Here is a 20,106-nt window from a genome sequence, read left to right on the forward strand (position 1 = left end):
CTGACGCAGCCGCCGGAGCGGAGGCGGCCGGAGCCGCCGAGGATGCCGTCGCCGTTGACGGCCCGGCGCCGGCGCAGGCCGCGAAGAAGCCCTATACGCGTGAGGATGCGCTGCGCCAGCTTGGCGAGATCGCCGAATTCTTCCGCCGCACCGAACCGCAATCGCCGATTGCGCTGACCCTCGATGAGGCGATCCGCCGTGCGCGGCTCACCTGGCCGGAACTGATCGAGGATATTCTGGCCGACGCCGGCGTGCGCCAGGCGATGCTGACGGCGCTCGGCATCAAGCCGCCGGCGGACTGACCGGGGCGGTACGGGCGCCGTTCAGCGATTGCCCGGCGCCGATATCTCGGTCACCAACCGGAACGAGGCCGCAATGTCGTCCAACTGGTATTGCGGCTGGAGGTGGATGACGCATCCGAACGAACCTGGCTTTGCCGGCAGTTCGCGTACCTGGACCGATGCGTCGAGCAGGGGGTACCGTGCCCGTGTTTCCGGGCCGGCATCGCGGTTGCTGTTGGTGAAGCGGCGCAGCCAGTCGCCGAGCGTGCGCTCGATTTCGGCTGCGGTGCGAAAGGCGCCCGTCATGTCCCGACCCATGACCTTGAGGAAATGAGCGAAGCGGGAGACGCAGATCATCGTGTTGAACTGAGCGGATAGACGGGCATTGGCATCGGCGGCCTCGGTGTTCGGCCCGCCGAAGCGGCGCGGCATCTGCAGGCTGCGGGCGGCACCAATCACCGTTTCCCCACCGTAGCCAAGAGGCGTTAGCGGCATGAGCCCGGCATCGACCAGACCGCGTTCCTGCCGGTCGGTCAGGGCGATTTCCAGTTCGAACCGGTCAAGCCCGTCATACGGGTCGGCGGAGAAGACAGCTGCGGTACCGGCGGTGAACAGGCCGCCACCCGGCCAGTCCTCGAGATAGCCGCGCATGTCCGCCGGCCATTCATAGGTTGCCATCGCACGGGCAACGACGAACGCCACCGCGTAGCCAGGCGCGAACCAGACCATGTCTTCGCTGTCCTCGATCCGCTCGCAATAGGGAAAGAGGCTGGGGGCGCCTGGTGCGTCAGTCCATGGGGCGCGCGCACGAAGGCGCGGCAGAGCGAGCCCGATGAAGCGCATGTCGTCGCGAAGGCCGAGATTGCGGAAACGGCGATATTCCAGTCCGGTGAACAGACTCGCCGGATCGGCCACGCCCGAAAGTTCCTCCATCCGGTCAACGCCGAAGAGTGTCGGTGAGGCGCTGAAAATCATCGGGGCGAAGGACGCGGCCGCGACAGCGGAAAGCGCCGCCAATGCCGAAACGTCGTCGCTCGGTGAGTCGGCCGATGGGCGATGTCGGATCGTGTAGTCCATCACCAGAAGACCATAGGGCTCACCGCCGGGCGTGCCGAATTCGTCTTCGTAGATGCGGCGGAAGGTCTCGCTCTGGTCGAATTCCGGCGCGCGTTCGAGATCGCGGCAGATTTCGCTCCAGGATGCGTGCAGCACGCGTAGCTTGATGGTCCTGCCCGGTTCGATATGCGAGGCCAGCCAGAACAGCCCGCGCCAGCTGCCTTCGAGCCGGGTCAGGCGCGGATTGTGCAGGATCGTGTCGAGTTGATCCGAGAGAAGGGCATCTATGGCGGCGATGTCCCGATCGATCCGGGCGGCGAGCGCCTTGGGATTGCGGAGAAGATCGAGCGTGGCCGCCTCACCGAACCAGGCTTGCAGCGCCTGGCCCGGCTTCGCCACGAGGAAGGAGGCGAGTTCCGAAGCTGCGCCACGGTGGCGCTCGCCAAAAAAGTGACCGGCGAGAACCGCCTCTCGCAGCATTGCGGAACTCGTTTGCTGGTTCAGGCCTTCTGCGGGATCCGAGCGACCATCCGCATCGAGGTCGTCAGTTCCTCCATCTGCAGCCAGGGACGCAGATAGGCCACCGCGTTGTAGGAGCCGGGCTTACCCGGGATCTCCTTGACCTCGACCTTGGCCTCGCGCAGCGGATATCGGGCCTTCATTTCCTGGCCGGCATCGGGGTTGGCGTTGACATAGTTGCCGATCCAGCGGTTCAGCCAATTCTCGCAGTCCTTCGCCTCCATGAAGGAGCCGATCTTGTCGCGCGCCATCACCTTGAGGAAATGCGCGAAGCGGGAGGAGGCCATGATGTAGGGCAGGCGAGCGGAGATCGCGGCGTTAGCGGTGGCGTCCGGCCGGTCGTATTTCTTCGGCTTCTGCACCGACTGGGCGCCGAAGAACACGGCATAGTCGGTGTTCTTGTAGTGGCAGAGCGGCAGGAAGCCGAGATTGGAAAGCTCGAACTCGCGCCGGTCGGTGATGCCGATTTCGGTCGGGCATTTCGCATCGGTGTCGCCGTCATCGGACTGGAAGACGTGGAAGGGCAGGTTCTCGACCTTGCCGCCGCCCTCGGCGCCGCGGATCGCGACGCAGAAGCCCGAGGAGGCGAAGCTCGCGGTCAGCCGCTCGCCCATCATGTAGGCCGCGTTCATCCAGCAATAGTCGTGATGGTCCATCGGCCGGGCGGCGCCGCTCGCATCGAACGGCGCTTCCTCGTAGTTGAAGCTCTCCACCGGCGAGGTGCTGGCGCCGTAGGGCACGCGGGCGAGGGTGCGCGGCATCACCAGCGAGACGAAGCGCGCATCCTCGGTTTCGCGGAAGCCGCGCCATTTCGCGTATTCGGCGGTGTCGAAGATCTTGGCGAGGTCGCGCGGCTTTGAGAGTTCCGTCCAGTCCTGGAAGCCGAACATGCCCGCACCAGCCGCCGAGATGAACGGCGCGAAGGCCGCCGCAGCGACGTTGGAGACGAGGCGCAGAGTCTCGATGTCGTCCGGATGGTTCGACCATTCGTAGTCGCCGATCAGCGCGCCATAGGGCTCGCCGCCGGGAGTGCCGAACTCGTTCTCGTAGATCTTCTTGAAGAGCTGGCTCTGGTCGAACTCGACGGCCTTGGTGAGATCCTTGTTCAGATCCCGCTTCGACATGTTGATGACCTTGAGCTTGAGCGACGTGCCCGTCTCGGAGTTCATCACCAGGTGATGCAGGCCGCGCCAGCTGCCCTCGAGCTTGAGGAATTTCGCGTCGTGCATGATCGCGTTGAGCTGGCGGGACATCCGCGCGTCGATCGCGGCGATGGCGCGGTCGATCGTGCGGGTGAGGTTCTTGTCGAAGGTGACGGTGCCGGAGAGGGCTTCCTGGACGAGCGTCTTGACGAGTTCCTGGGCATGATCGGGCTCGGTCTGCTTGGTTGCGCCGACGACCTGGTCGAGCAGCGAGACGGCTTCCCCGGTTTGCGTTGCGCCGGCTGCCGCCGTTTCGGATTGGCTCTGTGACATCGGTCAGCCCTCCTTGCCGAGGCCGAGTTCGCCCGAGAGCGATTTCAGTTCGGCTTCATTCTGAAGAACCTGTTCAAGCAGCGACTCAAGTTCTTCCGATCGATCGGCCTTGCTCATCAGGTCGCGCAGCTTGTTGCGCGTCTCCAGCAAGGATTTGAGGGCAGGAACCTGCTCGACGACACGCTCGGGATCGAAATCCTCGATGCTGTTGAATTTCAGGTCAACCGCCATCTGCGTGCCGTCATCGGCCAGGGTGTTGTCCACCTTCAGCTTCAGGCCGGGCGCCATGCGGGCCATGACATCGTTGAAGTTGTCGCGGTCGATCTGGACGAATTTCCGCTCCGACAGCGGCTTCAGCGGCTGCGTCGGGTCGCCGGAGAAATCGCCCATCACGCCCATCACGAATGGCAGTTCGCGTGCGATCTGCGCGCCGTCGGTTTCGACATCGTAGGTAATGTGCACGCGCGGCTTCCGTACGCGGTTGAGTTTCTCGTGGATACTGCCACTCATCGTCCGATCTCCCAAAATAATCACAAAAAGTCGTGAATCAGTCTCATGAGTTCCAAGGGGCGCTGCCGGCACCTGTATTTTTTATAATGGTAGGCCCGGTCTTAACCGATGGTCAACTGGAAACGGATGTAACAGAGTGTGCGCTGGCCATCTAGTGGACTTGCCCGGTCATGAGGTTCACACCGCACGAAAGTGGGTTTTTCGTGTCGCGAGCGTGACGGTGATCACAGGCCGAAGCGCGGGATGTCGCCCGGACGCTTCCATTGCGTGGCATTCCCTGATTGAATAACATCATTCACCATCAGAAAATTCGAGGAGGACAAGACCATGGCGGATGGCGCAGCAAAGAGCGACGATTCCGGCGTGGGCGCGCTGTTCCGTGCCGGGCGCCTCGATGATGCGATCGCGGCTGCAACGGCGAAGGTGAAGTCCAGCCCGTCGGATCTGTCGGCGCGGGTGCTGCTCGCCGAACTCCTTGTCTTCGCCGGCAATATCGAGCGCGCCGATGTCCTGCTCGATGCCGCGGGCCAGCTTGACCCGAGTGCAAGCATCGTTGTTGCCGAATTCCGCCAGCTTCTCCGTGCCGAGACGGCGCGCCGGCAATTGTATCGTGACGGGCGAGTGCCTGAGTTCCTCGGCGGACCGGGCGATATCGAAACAGCACTTCTGGCGGCCCTGGTCGCGTTGCGTGACGGCGATGCCGAGGCGGCGAGGCGCGCGGCGGAGACAGCCGAGGCCGGACGCGGCGCGCGGGCCGGAACTGCCGACGGGAGCGCCTTCGCGGATTTCCGCGATGCCAGCGACATCTGCGGCGGGATTTTCGAAGTCCTGACCACGACCGGGAAATATTTCTGGATCCCGATTTCGCGCGTGACGGAGGTGACCTTTCATCCGCCGGAGCGGCCGCGCGACCTGATCTGGCGGCGCGCGACGCTTGCGGTGCATGACGGGCCCGATGGCGACGTCTACATGCCGGTGACCTATGCGGCGGGCGATGCGTCGCTCGCCCCCGAATTCCGGCTCGGACGGGCGACGGACTGGATCGAACAGGGCGGCCTTGTGACCGGTGTTGGTCAGCGTGAGTTCCTGGTCGGCGAGGCGGCCGTGCCCGTAATGGAGCTTGGCGAGATCGTGTTCTCCTGATGAGCGGCCCGATCGGCTTCAGCGACCGGGTGCGCGACGCGGGCGCGCGGGTACAACTGTCGCTGCTCGACCGATTGCTGGACGATGAACCCGATCGCGATCGGGATCGGCCGCTGTCCGCCGGCGAAGCGCTCAACATGCTGCGCCGGTCGGTACGCCGCGACCTTGAGGCGCTGTTGAATGCGAAGCGCCGCTGGCGTGCATTGCCGCCGGCGCTGGCAGAGTTGCGCAACTCGATCGCAGGCTACGGATTGCCGGACTACACCGCCGGCAGCATGAGCGCCACAGGCGCGCGCGAGGCGTTCCGCGCGGAAGTCGAACGCACGATCCGCCAGTTCGAGCCGCGATTTGCCCGCGTCTCGGTGACGCTCGTCAAGGCCGAGAACCCATTGGACCCCACGCTCTACATGCGGATCGAGGGGCTGCTGCATGCCGAGCCGGCACCTGAGCCGATCAGTTTCAACACTGTGGTCGACTCAACCTCGGCCGAGATCGAGGTGAAGGGGGAAGGCGGTGTCTGACCGGCTGCTGCCGTATTTCAACCGCGAACTGGTGGCGATCCGCAAGCTGGCCGGCGAGTTCGCGGATGCGCACCCCAAGATCGCCGGCCGCTTGCGGCTTTCGCCCGACGCGATCGACGACCCCCATGTGGCGCGGCTGCTCGACGGCGTCGCCTATCTCTCAGCGAGGGTGCATCAGCGGCTCGACGACGAGTTCCCCGAACTGACCGATGCGCTGCTTTCCGCCCTGTATCCCGGCTTCCTTGCGCCCGTGCCATCGAGCGCGATCGTCCAGTTCACTCCCAAGGCGGATCTGCAGGGCGGAGCGGAGATCGACGCTGGCTTTGCGATCGAGACCGAGCGGGTTCGCGGCCATCCCTGCCGGTTCCGTACCGCCTATCCGGTGACGCTATGGCCGGTGCGGATTGCCCAGGCGCGCCTTTCGGGACAGCCTTTCGTGGCGCCCGCCAATCCGCTCGCCGCCGGCGCTGCCTCGGTTCTGCGGATCGTGGTCGAGACGATGGCGCCGGACATGACCTTCGCGAAGCTGGGGATGGACCGGCTGCGCCTGTTCCTCCGCGGCGGCCCGGCGATTGCGCCGCATCTGCATGAAATGCTCGCCGCGCACGTGATCGGCGTCGCGCTTGCCGAGGCGCCGGGCGATCCGGCGCCGGTGCTGCTCGATCCGGCTTCGGTGCGCCCGGTCGGCTTTGCCGATGACGAGGCGCTGTTGCCCTGGCCGGCGCGCGGCTTCGCCGGATTCCGGCTGCTAACCGAATATTTCGCCTTCTCCGACAAGTTCCGCTTTTTCGACATCGATGGTCTCGATCGGCGCACACTCGTGCTTGATCGGAACAGACTCGAAATCTTCATCTATTTTGATCGCTCGATGACCGAGCTGGAACGAGCGTTGGGCACCGAACATCTCGCGCTCGGTTGCACGCCGATGGTCAATATCTTTCCACAGCGCTGCGAACCGATCCGGCTCGACCAGACCGAGACGGAATATCGGGTGATTCCGGATGCCAGGGGGGTTGGTGCCTTCGAGGTGTGGGGAATCACCGCGGTGACCGAAACCGATGCTGCCGGCAACACTGCGCCGTGGTTGCCATTCTATCGCGTCGGGCGGGTCGAGGACAGCGATGTGGGTGGCCAGTATCTGGAGGCGCGGCGGCCGGCACCGGTCGCGGTGGGCGGTACCGAGACGTTTATCGCGCCGTTCGGCGCCGATTTCGATGCGCATGCGCCGGGCGACAAGGTGCTTTCGGTCGAGGCGATGTGCCTGAACCGCGACCTGCCGGCGGCCCTGCCGTTCGGCGGCGGCCATCCCGTGCTGACGGCATTGTCGCCACATGACGGCATCGCGGGCATCGCCTGCCTGACGCCGCCTGGCGCGACGCTTCGGCCGGACCTCGCCGAACGCGGTGCCTGGCGGCTGATCTCGCACCTGTCGCTCGGCCATCTTTCGGTCGTCGGCGGCGCCGAAGGAGCGGCTGCGTTGCGTGACGTGCTGCGCCTCTACGACCGGGCAGGCACCGCCGAGACGCGCGGTGCGATCGAAGCGCTGGTCGCGGTAACGGCGCGGCCTGGCACGGCCCGGGTGCCGGGTGGCCGGGCAGGCAGTTTCTGCCGCGGGCTTGATATCGCGCTCGAATTCGAGTCGAAAGCGTATCACGACAATGGGCTGTTCCTGCTCGGAGCCGTTCTTGAGCGGTTCCTCGCGCTGCATGGCACGATCAATTCCTTCGTCCGCACCACCCTGCGCTTGCGCGGGCGGATCGATCCGGTGAAGCGCTTTCCGCCCCGCGCCGGCTACCGGACGCTGCTGTGAACCGACCGGCGGACAGCCACCGGCGCCGGCGGACGCCAATCGGCGTGCTCGACCGGCTGACTGCCGAGCCCTGGCACTTTCGTTTCGGCGCTGCGGTCCGGCTGCTTTGGCTGGCCTCGGGGCGAAGCGATCCTGGCGACGCGATACGCTTCACCACCCCACTGTCCCTCGGCCATCCGGCCGCCGAAATCGATGAGGCCGAGGCGCCCGCTCCCGACGAGCCGCGAGGCCGGATTGCGACACGGCTCATCGGCCTGCTGGGCGCATCGAGCCCCTTGCCCCGCTGGTATACCGAACTCGTCGCCGGCGCGAACCGCGCCCGCTCACCGGCGACGGCAGCCTTCTTCGACCTTCTCTCGCAGCGCATCATCTCGGCTTTCGCGGTCGCCGGAACAAAGTATCGCCCGCATCTTGCCGCCGAGGTCGCGCGGCACACCGGGGCAGCGGACCATGGGTCGGCCGATCCGGCCGAGCGCGCGCTGCTTGCGCTGACCGGCTATGGTTCGCCGGACCTGGTCGGCCGGCTGACGGCGGGTCGGGGTTCGATCCTGCATTATGCAGGTTTTTTCGCAACCTGGCCGCGTTCGGCCAGCCGGCTTGAGGCGATGCTGAGCGATTGGCTGGAACGGCCGGTCGAGATCATCGAATTTGCCGGCGCATGGCTCAGGATCGGGCCTGATGAGCAGAGCCGGATGCCGCGTGGCAGGCTTCCCGGCCAGTTCAACCGCCTGGGTATGGACTGCGCCGCCGGCGCCAGGGCCTATGACCAGCAGGCACGTTTCGTTATCCGCATTGGTCCGCTGTCGCGCGCTGCCTTCGCGGCGCTGCTGCCCGACCGGCCGCTGCTGCGCGAGCTTGTGTCGCTGGTGCGGGCGTATGTCGGCATGGAGGTGGATTTTGCCGTGAATCTTGTACTGGATCCTGCTGACGTTCCGTCATTACGGCTTGGCGGCCCCGATGCGCCACGCCTGTCCTGGACCGGGTGGCTGCCCGCACCCGCCGCAGCGATGAGCGGGGGCCGAAAGGCCGATCAGGCGATGTTCGCGGCCGGATCGATCGAGGCCTTGCCGGCGCTCGACCCCGCTTTGGCGCGGAGAGCCGCATGAGTTGGGGCAGCGGATATGTGACCGACATCGCCTATGCCCCCAGCTATTATGTGGAGCAGTCGCCGCGGCTCATGGCCCTCGTGGCGTTGCTGACCGGCCGCGCCGCGCGCATGGCAGCTCCGGATGAGTCCTTTCATTTCCTCGATATCGGGTCGGGACGGGGCTTTACGGCACTCGTCCTTGCCGCGACCAATCCTGGATGGACGGTGACCGGGATTGACTTCAATCCGGGCCATGTCGCTGCGGCGCGCGATCTGGCCGCCCGTGCCGGCATCGGCAATTGCCGTTTCATCGAGGCCGATCTGGCGAGGTTCGATGGCGCCGACCTTGCCCCGGTGGATGCGGCAAGCCTGCATGGCGTCTGGACTTGGGTGGACGATCAGGTGCGCGCGGGGATCGTCCGTCTGCTGGCCGAACGGCTTGTGCCGGGCGGGTTTTGCCATGTCAGCTACAATGTCCAGCCGGGCTGGGGCGGGATGATCGGGTTGCAGCGGCTCATGCGTGAGGCGGGGCGTCGCCTTGCCTTTCGGGCGGACCGGCAGGCGGAGCGCGGTTTCGAGATTGTCCGCCGGCTGGTGGGGCAGGACGGGGAACGCGCCGACGAAAAGGCCCAGGCCATATTGCGCGCGCTGGCCGACAAGCCGGGCGCCTATCTCGCGCACGAATTCATGAATGCGAACTGGCGCCCCTGCTTCCATGCGGATGTCGTCGAGGCGTTCGCGGAGGCGAAGTTCAGCTACGTGGGATCGCCCCATCTGCTGGATAATTTTGTCGAGCTCGTCCTGCCGCCGGTGGCGCTCGATTTGGCGCGGGAGTTCGAAGATCCTGCAATGACCGAGCTGGTCAAGGACCTCACGCTCGGCCGGCCGTTGCGGCACGACATCTATGTTCGCGGCGAAAGGCGTCTTGCAACGGGCGCGCGCGATCAGGCCCTCAAGGATCTCGCGCTTGGGCTTTCGGTGCCAAGTACGCATCGCTCGCTGAAATTTCAGACCGCGTCGGGCGAGGCGACGATGAACGCGTCGTTCTACGAACCTGTGTTTGCCAGGCTGGCGCAAGGCGTCGCGCGGGTCGGCGAACTGCTCGACGTGGCCCGGCCACCCGGTCGCTCGCCTGCGGCCGATAACCCGGCCGAACTCGTCGCCATGCTGGTCGGCACCGGCCAGGCGGTGATGGTTGCGTCACCTGGCCTGCCGATGACCCGCCAGGCGGTTGCGCTGAACGCAGCGATGTTTGCCGAGCAGATCGGGGCTGGCCCGTGGAACCGGAATATCGGGCTGGCGGTGCCCGCGCTGGGCGGTGCGTTCAATCTGCCGGCGGTGGGGGCCTTCGCGGTGCTGCGGCAGCACGACTGGTTGAGCGACGCCACGGTGGGGCAAGCGCTTCCGACGCCGGATCGCGCGACCATCGAAGGTTGGTTGGAGGCGGCGCTGCCTAATCAGGAGCAGGACTTGCGGCAGGCGATGGCCGACGGGGTGGAGGGGTTCCTGCGTAACAGCCGGGCGACGCTGGCGGCGCTCGGCCTGCCCTGCTGAAGTCGCGCTGCGGTCAGTCGTTGGCTGGGTAGAGCGCCATCAGCGCCTTCTGGCGGCGCCAGGCCTGGAACAGCCGACGTACCCCGTAACGTGGCACGCCACGGGCACGCATCGCGGCGCCGATGCGGAACGCCGCGCCATAATGGAAGAACTGCGTCCGATAGGCCTCGACGATCGAGGTTTCCGGGTCCCAGATATGGGTGGCTTCGGACCCGGCGCCGTTGATCTCGATGATGGTGAAGCCCTCGCCGCGGCGCAGCCCGCTGGCCGAGGCGTAGCGCAGGTCGAAGCGGCCGAAATGGAAATCCGGGATGTCGCGCGCGATCGCGTCGATCCGGTCGGTGAGTTCCTGGGTGATGAGATGCCGGCCGTCCTTGAAGGTAGAGCCGCGGCAGTGATTGCCGACGAAGACGAGCCGGACGCGTTCGCCAGCCGCTGGCACGCGCGCTGCTTCGGTGCCGAGTTTGGCGAGCAACAATGACGAAACGGCGTTCAGCCGCGGGTCGGCTTCGATCAGGTCGCGGATGCGGGCGCGGCCATCGCCGGTGACCACGGGGGCGTATTTCAGCGTGATCGAGGTGATGCGGCCGCGGGCGGCGCCGGGCTCGCGGATGTAGAAGATGCCGGCCTCTCCCTCGTGTGGGACCAGCGCCTGGATCTGCAGGCGGGTCGCGCGCGGGAATTCGGTGAGATAGCGGGCGAGGGCGGCGCCATCCTCGACGAGGCGCACACCGGCACCGTTGCAACTCATGTCCGGCTTCACGACCACGGGATAGGCGAGGCCCGCCTCGTTCATCGCGGCCTCGGCCATGGCGAGGTCGCCGCCCGGATGCGCGGGGGTTGTGATGCCGACATGGGGAGCAATCCAGCGCCGGGCCTCGGGGCCGGCGAGATCGAGGATATCATTCTTCGACTCGCCGCAAATTCCGCCGGCTTCGATTCGCGGGTTGGTCAGTGCGGGAAGGGTCACGCTGCGATGACGGATCGTCTGAAACGCCCAGAACAACGCAACCGGGGCATAAAACACGAAGCCCGGCCAATACTCGAAGAACGATACGGGCTTGGCGCCGCTTCGCCCCGCAGGGCCCGCCGAGAGACTCGATGCGGGGGAGACATCGCTCATGAGGCGTCCTTTCCGATCCGGCCAGCATGCCACCGTGCAGCGATCCTGCCTATCATGATCAGGATCAGAACGAAAACCGCCAATCCGGCCCAGCGCCAGGGGCCGAGATAGCGCAGCATCAGCACGCCGAGCTTCAGGCTGATGAAGAAAAGCAGACTCGTCCAGGCCAGCGTCGCGAGGATCGCCGCCGCAACGAAGGCAAGGAAGGGAGCGCGCAGGAAGCCGCAGGTGGTGTAGGTCGGCAGCCGGAGCCCCGGAACGAAACGGCTGACCAGCACGACGGGAATGATCCGGACGCTTACCCAGTCCCGCCCGATGTCGCGTCGGCGCTGCGGCACGAGGCGATGCGCCCAGGGATGCCGTCCCGACAGGCGGCCCAGCCAGTAGAGCCCGATATCGCCGAGCACGATGCCGGCGTAGAGCGAGCCCAGAGCGATCGGCAGCGATACGGCGCCCGCGGCGACCTGCATCGCGGCAAGCAGGGTCGCGGCATCCTCAAGAATAAAGGTGCCGAGGATGATCGTCGTGATCTCGAGCGGCGGACTGCCTGCCGCCGAGCCGAGCAAGGTGCTGAAGTCGGTTAACCACATGAGACATTCACATAAGGGAAACGGAAGATTTTACCAATTCCGGCTTTCGCGGCGGTTGGGCCCCTTCCGGGCGAGGCAAGGCATTCAGCCTTCATGCCCGAAACCGGCGGCTTTTCGCCGGCAATTATCCCCACTGATGAGGGCGTGGTCGAGTCCGAGAGAACATAAGGAGATTTTCATTTTTAAACAATAACTTATGAAAATATACTCACAAAGTTCCTCAGACTCATCCGATAATTGCGCACAGATTTATCCACAGGGTGTCGAAGGATAGTACACATTTTCGAGGGCGCCGAGCATCGTCGCTCGATCAAGCCCCGGTGGCAGAGGCGGATGAACCCGCACATGCACCGTTCCCGGGTGCTTGCGGATGGCGTTCCGGCCCCAGCACAGTCCCGAGTCGGTCGATATGGGTATCACCGGCAGGCCGGTTGCGCGGGCAATCGCGACGATGCCGGGCTGCAGATGTCCCCTTGTCCCTGGCGCGACACGGGTGCCTTCGGGGAAGATGATGATCTGGCGTCCGGCCGCGGCGGCGGCACGCACGCGTTCGGTGAGTTCGCGCAAGGCCTTCGCGCCGCCGGCACGGTCAAGCGGGATTTGGCCCGAGGGGATGAGCAGCGGCCCGAGAACCGGCAAGCGGGAAAGTTCCTGCTTCATGACGTAGGCGGGCTTGGGCAGGCGCGTGAACCAGATCATCGTGTCGAGCGCAGACTGGTGCTGCGCGGCGAGGATGACCGGTCCGTCCGGAATGTTCTCTAGCCCTTCGTAGGCGATCCTGATGCCGCAAAGCACGCGCAGCGCGCCAAGGGCCAGCCGCGCCCAGGCCTGGCCGAAGGGAAGCACTTTCTCGGGAGCAACGCGCAACAGGATGTGCGCCCAGAGTCCGGCGGTAATTCCGGACAGGATGATGAAAGCATGGAACAGCAGCGAGCCGGCCAGAAACATCAGCCGTGGGCCTTGATGCTGTGCGCCGCGATTCCGCCGAGACGGAGCCGCACGACGATGTATTTGCAGAATTCGGTCACGAGGATCTTCAGCATGTGGGGTTGCCCCGGATTGGTCATCGCCGGCGGGCGAACCGGCTCGGGGATCAGTGTCACACCTGGCAAGGCGCGGTGCAGTTCGAGCAGCGCGCGGGGCATGTGGTAGTCCGCGGTCACCACGACGAGCGAGCCGATATGGTGCCGGCTGGCCCAGGCGGCGGTTTCCCGCGCATTACCCCGCGTGGTGGCGGCGGCGTGGCCAACGGTGATATCGGTGGCCTTGGCGTTCGCGTCGATCCCGTCGCGAGCCGTGAAATCGCCGAGATAGGTCCCGTTGCCGGCGCCCGAGATCAGCAGCCGCGGCGCGGCGCCTGCCATCAGCAATTCCAGGCCAGCCTTTACCCGATCCGCCCCGCCGGTAAGCACGACGATTCCCCCCGCATGTGGCATGGGGTTGATCGGGCGTTCCTCGGCAATATCGCCGAGGAACCAGGCGAAACCGACCAGCCAGAGGACGACCAGCGCGAGCACGGCACGCAACGGCCACCGCCAGAGCCCGAGGCGCCGGCGGGTAGGGCGGCGGCGGCGGCCAAGGCCCATGTCGTCCGAAGCATTCATGTCAGCCGCCTGAGCCAACCGCGTACGGTCACTTGCGCGGCGATCCAGCCGATCAGCGCGGCGGCAAGTGTGAAGATCACCGGCGTTGCGACCAGCAGCGGCGGCAGCCCCGCCAGCCCGCCGGACCCACCGGCCGAAGGCGGCGCCGCAATGATCAGACCCGCGGCGAGATGGCCAAGCCAGGCCAGCACAGGCGGCGCGGCGAGTCCGCCGATCAGCCCGCCCACCGCTGCGAGGCGCATGGCACGGCCGGCGAACTGGTTGGCGATGTCGGAATCGAGCGCTCCGAGGCCGTGGATGATCTCGATGGCCTCGCGCCGCTGGGCAAGGCCGGCACGCACCGCGACGGCGACAACCGAGGCGGCGACCAGCGCCACGATCACGAGGATCGCCGCGGCGGAGGCGCGGATGCTGGCCGTGAGTTCCGCAAGACGATCGGCCCAGCGCGATCCGGAATCGACCAAAGTGCCCGGTGCGGCTCGGTCCAGCACCGTCGCGATGGATGCGGGGTCGGCAGCGCCGGTTGTGGCATGCACCACGATTATCGCTGGCAGCGCGATGGGCAGGCTGCCGTCGTCGGCGGCCGCCCCAAGCCATGGCTTCAGCAGGCCCGCCAATTCCGTGTCTGACAGCCGGTGTGCATCGGCGAGGCCCGGCATGGCCCTGACCAGCTGGAGCACGGCATCCACGCGTGAAGCGCCTGCGGCTGCGGCCGGCGCCGATGGGTTGGAAACCTCGATGGTCATCAGTCCCTGCGCGCCGCTGAGCCAGCGCGTGGCCAGCGTGCCGGCGGCGATGCTGCCGGCCAGCGCCAGCGCCGCGAGGAAGGACATGGCCGCCACCACGAAGGGCAGCAGCCGGTCCGCCATCGCGGCGCGCAGGCCGATCCGGTCGGCGCGCGAGGCATGGCGCCGCCTAGCCATGCCGGGGTGTGCCTAGCCGTGCCATGTCATTCTTCCGTCCTGCAGCTCGATCATCGGCGCCGGGTGGCGGGCGACCAGGCCGAGATTGTGGGTGGCGACGATCACCGTGGTGCCGAGCCGGTTCAGCGAGCGGATGAGATGCATCAGCCGCTCGGCCTGGTCGTCGTCGAGATTGCCGGTGGGTTCGTCGGCGACGAGCAGGGAGGGCTTGGCGATCACCGCGCGGGCGATCGCGACCCGCTGCTGTTCGCCGCCGGACATCTCGTCCGGCCGGTGGTCGAGCCGGCCGGACAGGCCGACCCAGCGGAGCAGTTCGGTGACATCGGCGCGGACCTGCGCCTCCTTGCGCCGGGCGAGGCGCAGCGGCAGCGCCACGTTGTCGAACGCGGTGAGGTGCTGGAGCAGACGGAAATCCTGATACACCACGCCGATCCGCCGGCGCAGCAGCGCGGTGCCCCGCCGGTCGAGCCGGGCGGTGGGGGTGCCGAACAGGTCGATCCGCCCCTCGCTCGGGTGCAGGGCCAGATAGGTCAGCTTGAGAAGGCTGGTCTTGCCGGCGCCCGACGGGCCGGTGAGCCAGCGGAACCCGCCTTCCGGGATCTCGAAATCAATGTTCTCGAGCGCGACGGACGCGGTGCCCGCCGACTTGCCATAGCGCAGCCCGACATGGGTGAAGCGGATCATGGTCCTTCAATGCCCCGCCTCCCGGCCGCGATCAACCGGCGCGCAACGATCGCCCGGACGGTTGCGCGGCCGGAGCGAAGCTGCCATGAAAATCGTCATGCGCGCCGCCTGTCCGAAATGCGAGGCTGTCTACGAGCTGCCGGCCGAGATGGCGGCGCGGCTACCCGCCGCCGTGCGGTGCGCGACGTGCGGGCATGTCTGGGACCTGTCGCCGGAAGCGGCGGTTGACGAGGCCGGCGCGCCCGCTGCCCCTGATGCGACGGAGGCGGACGCGGCGCCGGTGGGTGACGCTGCCGGCCCCACGGCCGAAGCGACGCCCGGACCGGAGGCGTCCGACCCTGAAGGAGGCGAACCGGAGGGAGGCGAAACGGAGGCGTCGCGGGCGATGTCCGCGCCGGCCCTGCTCGCGGTCCCCGATTCGGCGCTGGTCTCTGCGGCCCGGGCGCCGGCTGTGCCCTGGCCGTCGCTGCGGGTGCAGTGGATGGTTTCGGCCGGGGTGCTGGCGGTGCTCATTCTCCTGCTGTTCGCGCTGCATGGCCCGATCGGCCGCGCCTGGCCGCCCAGCCTGCGGCTCTACGGGCTGTTCGGCCTCGGCTGAGCGGCGCCGGGGCTTGACCGCGCGCGCCGGGTGCGGCGAGGTTGGGGCATGACACATCAGGACCTCGCCGATCTTCTCGTCATCGATACCCATGTCGACATTCCCTGGCCGGAGGGGCCGGATTTCCTGAGCGACGGGCCACGCTGCGTCGATCTGCCGAAGGTGCGGCGCGGCGGGGTCGGGGCGGTGTGCTTCGCCGCCTATGTGCCGCAGGGGCGGCGCGATGCCGCCGGCCATGGTGCGGCGAAGGGGCGGGCGCTGGCGATGCTCGATGCGATCGCCGCGATGGGCAACGCACCCGGCGCCGTGCTCGCCACCACTGCCGATGCGATTGCGGCGGCGCATCGCGACGGCTGTTTCGCTGTGGTGCCGGTGGTAGAGAACGGAGCGGCGCTGGGCGGCGATCTCGCAACCCTCGATGACTTTGCCGCGCGCGGCGTGCGCTACATGACGATGACCCATAACGGCCACAACGACCTCGCCGATGCCGCGATCCCGCGCGCCGAATTCGGCGATGCGGCGGTGCTGCATGGCGGGCTTTCCGAGCTTGGGCGGGCGGCGGTGGCGCGGATGAACGAGCTCGGCATTCTCGTCGATGTCAGCCATGCCGCGAAATCGACAATGATGCAGGCGGCGCGGCTCTCGCGCACGCCGGTGATCGCCACTCATTCCTGCGCGCGGGCGCTCTGCGACCACCCGCGCAATCTCGACGACGAGCAGCTCGACATGCTGGCCGCGACCGGCGGGCTGATCCAGATCACCATGGTGTCGGCGTTTCTCAAGCGTGGCGCGAAACCCCCGGAGATCGGGGTGGAGGCGATCGCCGACCATGTCGATTACGTGGTCCGCCGGATCGGGGTCGAGCATGTCGGCATCGGCACCGATTTCGATGGCGGCGGCGGCGTCGCCGGCTACATGAACGCGGCGGAAACCCCGGCGCTGACCGCGGAGCTGGTGCGGCGCGGCTACGACCGCGCGGCGCTGGAGAAGATCTGGGGCGGCAATTTTCTCCGCCTGTTGCGCCAGGCGGAGCAGGTGCGGCAGCAGGGCGCGGCGGGACCCGTATCGGTCGCCGGAGCTCCGGCGGCGGCTCGGTAGGGCGCGGCGCCGACTGGGTGGGCCGGTCGGCGCCGCTGACTGAGCCTCAGGCGGGGTTGCCGGCCATCCTGTCCGCCACCAGGCGGGCGAAACGGGCCGGATCGACCGGGGATTCGCCATCCTGGATGCGGGCGAGGTCGAGCAGCAGGGCGGCCCAGTCGTCCATCGCCTCGCCGGCGGCGGCGCGGGAGACGAGTCCCTCGATCAGCCGGTGCGCGGGGTTGAGTTCGAGGGCCGGCGGCGGCGCGAAGCTCGGACGGCCGGCGCGGCGCAGCAGGCGTTGCAGGGCGAGGTCGGGCTGCGCCTCGCCGGCGGCGAGGGCTGCCGGACTGTCGGTCAGGCGGGTCGAGGCGCGCACCTCGCCGACCTGCTCGCCGAGGGCGGATTTCAGCGCGTCGATCAGCGCCTTCAGCGGTTCCGGCGTCTCCGCGACGTCGAACATGTCGCGTGCCTGGCCGGCATGGACGAGCTTGTGCCCCTCGTAGGTGCCGAGCCGTTCGGGCCAGAAGAAATCGATCTGGTCGGAGAGCAGCAGCACCTCGTAGCCCTTCGCCCGCAAGCCCTCGATCTGCGGCGAGGCGGCGAGGCGCGCGGGATCCTCGCCGGTGATGTAGTAGATGTCCTTCTGCCCCTCCTGCATCCGCGTGACATAGTCGTCGAGCGAGGTCAGCTCCTCGCCATGGGTGCTGCGGAACCGGGCGAGGGCGGCGATTTCGTTCCGGTGGTCGGCGTCGTCATAGATGCCTTCCTTCAGCATCGGGCCATGCTGCTCGATGAAGCCGCGATAGGTCTCGGCCTCCTTCGCACGGGTCTTGATCTCGCCCAGCACACGGTTGACCAGTGCCTTGCGGATGCGGGCGAGGACCGGGGTGGATTGCAGCATCTCGCGCGAGACGTTGAGCGGCAGATCCTCAGTGTCGACCACGCCCTCGACGAAGCGCAGCCAGGTGGGCAGGAGCTTCGCGTCGTCGGTGATGAACATCCGCTTCACGTGCAGGCGGACATGGGATTCGCGGTCGTCCTCGGTCACCGGGAAGGGCGAGCGGCCGGGGATGAAGAGCAGGGCGGAGAATTCGACCGTGCCCTCGGCACTCCAGTGGATCGTCGCCCAGGGCTCGTCGAACATGTGGCCGAGATGGCGGTAGAAATCGGTGTAGTCCTTCTCGGCGATGTCGGCCTTGCGCCGGCGCCAGAGCGCGGTGCCCTCGTTCGCCTTCTGGAACTTGCCGTCGCGCTCGATCTCGACCGGGACGGAGATATGGTCGGCCCATTTGCGCAGGATCGTCTCGAGGCGGACGGGTTCGAGGAATTCGTCGGCATCGGACTTGACGTGGAGCACGATGTCGGTGCCCGGGGTCTCGCGGGTGGCGGCCTCGATGCGGTAGCCGCCGGTGCCCTCGGAGGACCATTTGTGCGCGGCATCGGTGCCGGCGCGGCGGGAGGTCACCTCGACGCGGTCGGCCACCATGAAGGCGGAATAGAAGCCGACGCCGAACTGGCCGATCAGGTTCGGCCGGTCCTCGGGCTTGGCCTCGGCGAGGGACGCGGTGAAGGCCCTGGTGCCGGAGCGGGCGATGGTGCCGAGATGGCTCGCCAGGTCTTCCGCCGTCATGCCGATGCCGTCATCGGCAATGGTGATGGTTCGCGCCGGCTTGTCGATGCTGATGCGGATGGCAGCGCCCTCGGGCAGTGCCAGGCTCTCGTCCGACAGGGCGAGGAAGCGGCGCCGGTCGGTCGCGTCGGCGGCGTTGGCGACGAGTTCGCGGAGAAAGATCTCGCGTTCGGAGTAGAGCGAATGAACCACCAGATCGAGCAGGCGGCCCACTTCGGCGTCGAACGGACGGTCGGTCGCGGTTGCGGTGTTCATCTGAAGTTCCTCTCGGCAAAATCCCTTGCGGGAAGGTCGGATTGCGCCGTGCGAGATAGGGGAGGTGCGTCACTTCTGCAATCACCTGGCGCGGCGGCGCGCCTTGCATTTGGCGGCGGAAGCGCCACACTTGCGGCATGTCCGGATTCGCCCCGCGTGTGAAGGCGGTGCTTGGCCCGACCAACACGGGCAAGACCCATCTCGCCATCGAACGGCTGCTGGCCCATTCCTCCGGCATCATCGGCTTTCCGCTCCGTTTGCTCGCGCGCGAGAATTACGACCGGATGGTGGCCGCGAAGGGCGCGCGGCATGTCGCGCTGATCACCGGCGAGGAAAAGATCGTGCCGGCCGAGGCGCGCTGGTTCAGCTGCACCGTCGAGGCCATGCCGCTGGACCGGAAGGTGGAATTCGTCGCGGTGGACGAAATCCAGCTTTGCGCCGATCCGGATCGCGGCCACGTCTTCACCGACCGGCTGCTGCACGCGCGCGGCATGGTGGAGACCATGTTCCTCGGCGCCGAGACGATCCGCCGGCTGCTCCGCCGCCTCGTGCCCGAGGCCGAGATCGAGACGCGGCCGCGGCTGTCGCAGCTGTCGCATGCGGGGCCCGCCAAGCTTTCCCGCCTGCCGCCGCGCTCGGCCATCGTCGCCTTCTCGGCCGCCGAGGTCTACGCGATCGCCGAGGCGGTGCGCACCCGGCGCGGCGGCTGCGCGGTGGTCATGGGACGGCTCTCGCCGCGCACGCGCAACGCGCAGGTGGCGCTGTATCAGGAAAAGGAAGTCGATTTCCTCGTCGCGACCGATGCGATCGGCATGGGGTTGAACATGGATGTCGACCATGTCGCCTTTGCCGGGCTGTCGAAATTCGACGGACACCGCCCGCGCCTGCTCACCGCGAGCGAGGTGGCGCAGATCGCCGGCCGCGCCGGGCGGGGAATGCGCGATGGCACGTTCGGCACCACCGGCACCTGCCCGCCACTAACCGAGGAACTGGTCGGCGCCGTCGAGGCGCATGCCTTCGAGCCGCTGGAACAGCTCGCCTGGCGAAACGCGGCGCTGGATTTCGCCTCGCCCGACGCGCTGCTGGCCAGCCTGCTCGCGCCGCCCGACCGCGCCGGGCTCGTGCGCGGCAACGATGCGTCCGACGTTCTGGTGCTGTCGGCGCTGGCGCATGACCCGGCGATCCGCGAGGCCGCGCGTGGCCGCCGGGCCGTGCGGCTGCTCTGGGAGGCGTGCCAGATTCCGGATTTCCGCAAGCTCGCCACCGACCATCACACGCGGCTCTGCGCGCGGGTCTTCACCCATCTGCTGCGCGATGGCGAGTTGCCGCAGGACTGGGTGGCTGGGCAGATCGGCGGGCTCGGCCGTACCGACGGCGATATCGATACGCTGATGCAGCGGCTGACCGAGGTGCGGATCTGGGCCTATATCGCCGCCCGCGCCGACTGGGTGCGCGATGCCGCGCACTGGCAGGGCCGCGCGCGCGAGGCGGAGGACCTGCTCTCGGACGCGCTCCACGAGAAGCTGATGGCCCGCTTCGTCGATCGCCGGGCGGCGCGGCTGACCCGGCGGCTGGAACAGGCCGAGACCGCCGAGCTGCTTTCCGCCGTGACGCGGGCGGGCGATGTGGTGGTCGAGGGGCATCCGGTCGGGCGGATCGACGG

Annotated in this window: 18 protein-coding genes and 1 pseudogene; 9 read left to right on the top strand and 10 right to left on the bottom strand. The window is 67.4% G+C overall.

Features of this window, described 5'->3' with window-relative positions; all coding sequences use genetic code 11:
• A pseudogene (locus APM_RS05495) lies at positions 1–302 on the top strand (type VI secretion system protein TssA); the annotation flags it as partial.
• Positions 303–323: 21 nt separating this feature from the next.
• Here the strand turns inward: APM_RS05495 and tssC (APM_RS05500) are convergent.
• Genes tssC (APM_RS05500) through tssB form a run of 3 tightly spaced genes read right to left on the bottom strand, consistent with a single transcriptional unit; the run spans position 324 to position 3,841 of the window.
• Complete coding sequence (tssC, locus tag APM_RS05500) at positions 324–1,817, bottom strand: type VI secretion system contractile sheath large subunit (RefSeq protein WP_007422366.1); 1,494 nt, start codon at positions 1,815–1,817, stop codon at positions 324–326.
• A 20-nt stretch (positions 1,818–1,837) separates the two neighbouring features.
• Positions 1,838–3,331: a type VI secretion system contractile sheath large subunit gene (gene tssC, locus APM_RS05505; RefSeq protein WP_007422367.1), complete on the bottom strand. Its 1,494-nt coding sequence runs from the start codon at positions 3,329–3,331 to the stop codon at positions 1,838–1,840.
• 3 nt (positions 3,332–3,334) lie between these two features.
• Complete coding sequence (gene tssB, locus APM_RS05510; RefSeq protein ID WP_012040523.1) at positions 3,335–3,841, bottom strand: type VI secretion system contractile sheath small subunit; 507 nt, start codon at positions 3,839–3,841, stop codon at positions 3,335–3,337.
• Positions 3,842–4,168: 327 nt separating this feature from the next.
• On the opposite strand from tssB, the gene APM_RS05515 reads away from it, so the two are divergent.
• From APM_RS05515 to APM_RS05535, 5 genes are read left to right on the top strand one after another with little or no spacing between them, the layout of a single operon-like run.
• Positions 4,169–4,984 (top strand): type VI secretion system accessory protein TagJ, encoded by an 816-nt coding sequence (locus APM_RS05515; protein ID WP_007422369.1) that lies wholly within the window; start codon positions 4,169–4,171, stop codon positions 4,982–4,984.
• The gene (tssE, locus tag APM_RS05520) at positions 4,984–5,505 is read left to right on the top strand and encodes a type VI secretion system baseplate subunit TssE (RefSeq protein WP_007422370.1); all 522 of its coding nucleotides are present in this window, start codon (positions 4,984–4,986) and stop codon (positions 5,503–5,505) included. Before APM_RS05515 ends, tssE begins: the two co-directional genes overlap by 1 nt.
• Complete coding sequence (gene tssF / locus APM_RS05525; protein ID WP_007422371.1) at positions 5,498–7,315, top strand: type VI secretion system baseplate subunit TssF; 1,818 nt, start codon at positions 5,498–5,500, stop codon at positions 7,313–7,315. The genes tssE and tssF overlap by 8 nt, the downstream gene beginning before the upstream one ends.
• On the top strand, positions 7,312–8,421 hold the full coding sequence (gene tssG, locus APM_RS05530; RefSeq protein ID WP_012040525.1) for a type VI secretion system baseplate subunit TssG: 1,110 nt from the start codon (positions 7,312–7,314) through the stop codon (positions 8,419–8,421). The genes tssF and tssG overlap by 4 nt, the downstream gene beginning before the upstream one ends.
• A complete protein-coding gene (locus tag APM_RS05535) occupies positions 8,418–9,956 on the top strand; it encodes a class I SAM-dependent methyltransferase (RefSeq protein WP_007422373.1) in 1,539 nt (512 codons plus the stop codon). The genes tssG and APM_RS05535 overlap by 4 nt, the downstream gene beginning before the upstream one ends.
• A gap of 13 nt (positions 9,957–9,969) precedes the next feature.
• Here the strand turns inward: APM_RS05535 and APM_RS05540 are convergent, their stop codons facing one another.
• The 6 genes from APM_RS05540 to ftsE form a co-directional block, all read right to left on the bottom strand.
• Positions 9,970–11,079, bottom strand: coding sequence for a hypothetical protein (locus APM_RS05540; RefSeq protein WP_007422374.1), 1,110 nt, complete (start codon positions 11,077–11,079; stop codon positions 9,970–9,972).
• On the bottom strand, positions 11,076–11,669 hold the full coding sequence (locus APM_RS05545; RefSeq protein ID WP_007422375.1) for a DedA family protein: 594 nt from the start codon (positions 11,667–11,669) through the stop codon (positions 11,076–11,078). Before APM_RS05545 ends, APM_RS05540 begins: the two co-directional genes overlap by 4 nt.
• Before the next feature lie 249 nt (positions 11,670–11,918).
• Positions 11,919–12,617 (bottom strand): 1-acyl-sn-glycerol-3-phosphate acyltransferase, encoded by a 699-nt coding sequence (locus APM_RS05550; protein ID WP_007422376.1) that lies wholly within the window; start codon positions 12,615–12,617, stop codon positions 11,919–11,921.
• Positions 12,617–13,273 (bottom strand): YdcF family protein, encoded by a 657-nt coding sequence (locus APM_RS05555; RefSeq protein WP_007422377.1) that lies wholly within the window; start codon positions 13,271–13,273, stop codon positions 12,617–12,619. The genes APM_RS05550 and APM_RS05555 overlap by 1 nt, the downstream gene beginning before the upstream one ends.
• Positions 13,270–14,196, bottom strand: coding sequence for an ABC transporter permease (locus tag APM_RS05560; RefSeq protein ID WP_007422378.1), 927 nt, complete (start codon positions 14,194–14,196; stop codon positions 13,270–13,272). The genes APM_RS05555 and APM_RS05560 overlap by 4 nt, the downstream gene beginning before the upstream one ends.
• Before the next feature lie 12 nt (positions 14,197–14,208).
• On the bottom strand, positions 14,209–14,880 hold the full coding sequence (gene ftsE / locus APM_RS05565) for a cell division ATP-binding protein FtsE (protein WP_007422379.1): 672 nt from the start codon (positions 14,878–14,880) through the stop codon (positions 14,209–14,211).
• A gap of 85 nt (positions 14,881–14,965) precedes the next feature.
• Between ftsE and APM_RS05570 the strand changes: the two genes are divergently transcribed.
• Positions 14,966–15,478 (top strand): zinc-ribbon domain-containing protein, encoded by a 513-nt coding sequence (locus tag APM_RS05570; protein WP_007422380.1) that lies wholly within the window; start codon positions 14,966–14,968, stop codon positions 15,476–15,478.
• Between the two features lie 48 nt (positions 15,479–15,526).
• Positions 15,527–16,576 (top strand): dipeptidase, encoded by a 1,050-nt coding sequence (locus APM_RS05575; protein ID WP_007422381.1) that lies wholly within the window; start codon positions 15,527–15,529, stop codon positions 16,574–16,576.
• Positions 16,577–16,622: 46 nt separating this feature from the next.
• On the opposite strand, the gene htpG is transcribed toward APM_RS05575, so the two are convergent.
• Positions 16,623–18,443 (bottom strand): molecular chaperone HtpG, encoded by a 1,821-nt coding sequence (htpG, locus tag APM_RS05580; protein WP_007422382.1) that lies wholly within the window; start codon positions 18,441–18,443, stop codon positions 16,623–16,625.
• Positions 18,444–18,580: 137 nt separating this feature from the next.
• On the opposite strand from htpG, the gene APM_RS05585 reads away from it, so the two are divergent.
• Positions 18,581–20,106, top strand: a 1,526-nt coding sequence (locus APM_RS05585; protein WP_039887880.1) for a helicase-related protein, incomplete at its 3' end; no start/stop codon positions are given.

It is taken from the genome of Acidiphilium sp. PM (assembly GCF_000219295.1).
In the GTDB taxonomy this organism is placed as follows: Bacteria; Pseudomonadota; Alphaproteobacteria; order Acetobacterales; family Acetobacteraceae; genus Acidiphilium; species Acidiphilium multivorum.

What these genes read in the sequence shown, in the direction of transcription:
- APM_RS05540 (WP_007422374.1), bottom strand. Translation starts at nt 11,079, where the DNA reads ATGAGCGATGTCTCCCCCGCATCGAGTCTCTCGGCGGGCCCTGCGGGG.
- APM_RS05570 (WP_007422380.1), top strand. Translation starts at nt 14,966, where the DNA reads ATGAAAATCGTCATGCGCGCCGCCTGTCCGAAATGCGAGGCTGTCTAC.
- tssB (WP_012040523.1), bottom strand. Translation starts at nt 3,841, where the DNA reads ATGAGTGGCAGTATCCACGAGAAACTCAACCGCGTACGGAAGCCGCGC.
- tssE (WP_007422370.1), top strand. Translation starts at nt 4,984, where the DNA reads ATGAGCGGCCCGATCGGCTTCAGCGACCGGGTGCGCGACGCGGGCGCG.
- APM_RS05575 (WP_007422381.1), top strand. Translation starts at nt 15,527, where the DNA reads ATGACACATCAGGACCTCGCCGATCTTCTCGTCATCGATACCCATGTC.
- APM_RS05555 (WP_007422377.1), bottom strand. Translation starts at nt 13,273, where the DNA reads ATGAATGCTTCGGACGACATGGGCCTTGGCCGCCGCCGCCGCCCTACC.
- APM_RS05545 (WP_007422375.1), bottom strand. Translation starts at nt 11,669, where the DNA reads ATGTGGTTAACCGACTTCAGCACCTTGCTCGGCTCGGCGGCAGGCAGT.
- APM_RS05535 (WP_007422373.1), top strand. Translation starts at nt 8,418, where the DNA reads ATGAGTTGGGGCAGCGGATATGTGACCGACATCGCCTATGCCCCCAGC.
- APM_RS05560 (WP_007422378.1), bottom strand. Translation starts at nt 14,196, where the DNA reads ATGGCTAGGCGGCGCCATGCCTCGCGCGCCGACCGGATCGGCCTGCGC.
- htpG (WP_007422382.1), bottom strand. Translation starts at nt 18,443, where the DNA reads ATGAACACCGCAACCGCGACCGACCGTCCGTTCGACGCCGAAGTGGGC.
- tssC (WP_007422366.1), bottom strand. Translation starts at nt 1,817, where the DNA reads ATGCTGCGAGAGGCGGTTCTCGCCGGTCACTTTTTTGGCGAGCGCCAC.
- tssC (WP_007422367.1), bottom strand. Translation starts at nt 3,331, where the DNA reads ATGTCACAGAGCCAATCCGAAACGGCGGCAGCCGGCGCAACGCAAACC.
- APM_RS05515 (WP_007422369.1), top strand. Translation starts at nt 4,169, where the DNA reads ATGGCGGATGGCGCAGCAAAGAGCGACGATTCCGGCGTGGGCGCGCTG.
- ftsE (WP_007422379.1), bottom strand. Translation starts at nt 14,880, where the DNA reads ATGATCCGCTTCACCCATGTCGGGCTGCGCTATGGCAAGTCGGCGGGC.
- APM_RS05550 (WP_007422376.1), bottom strand. Translation starts at nt 12,617, where the DNA reads ATGTTTCTGGCCGGCTCGCTGCTGTTCCATGCTTTCATCATCCTGTCC.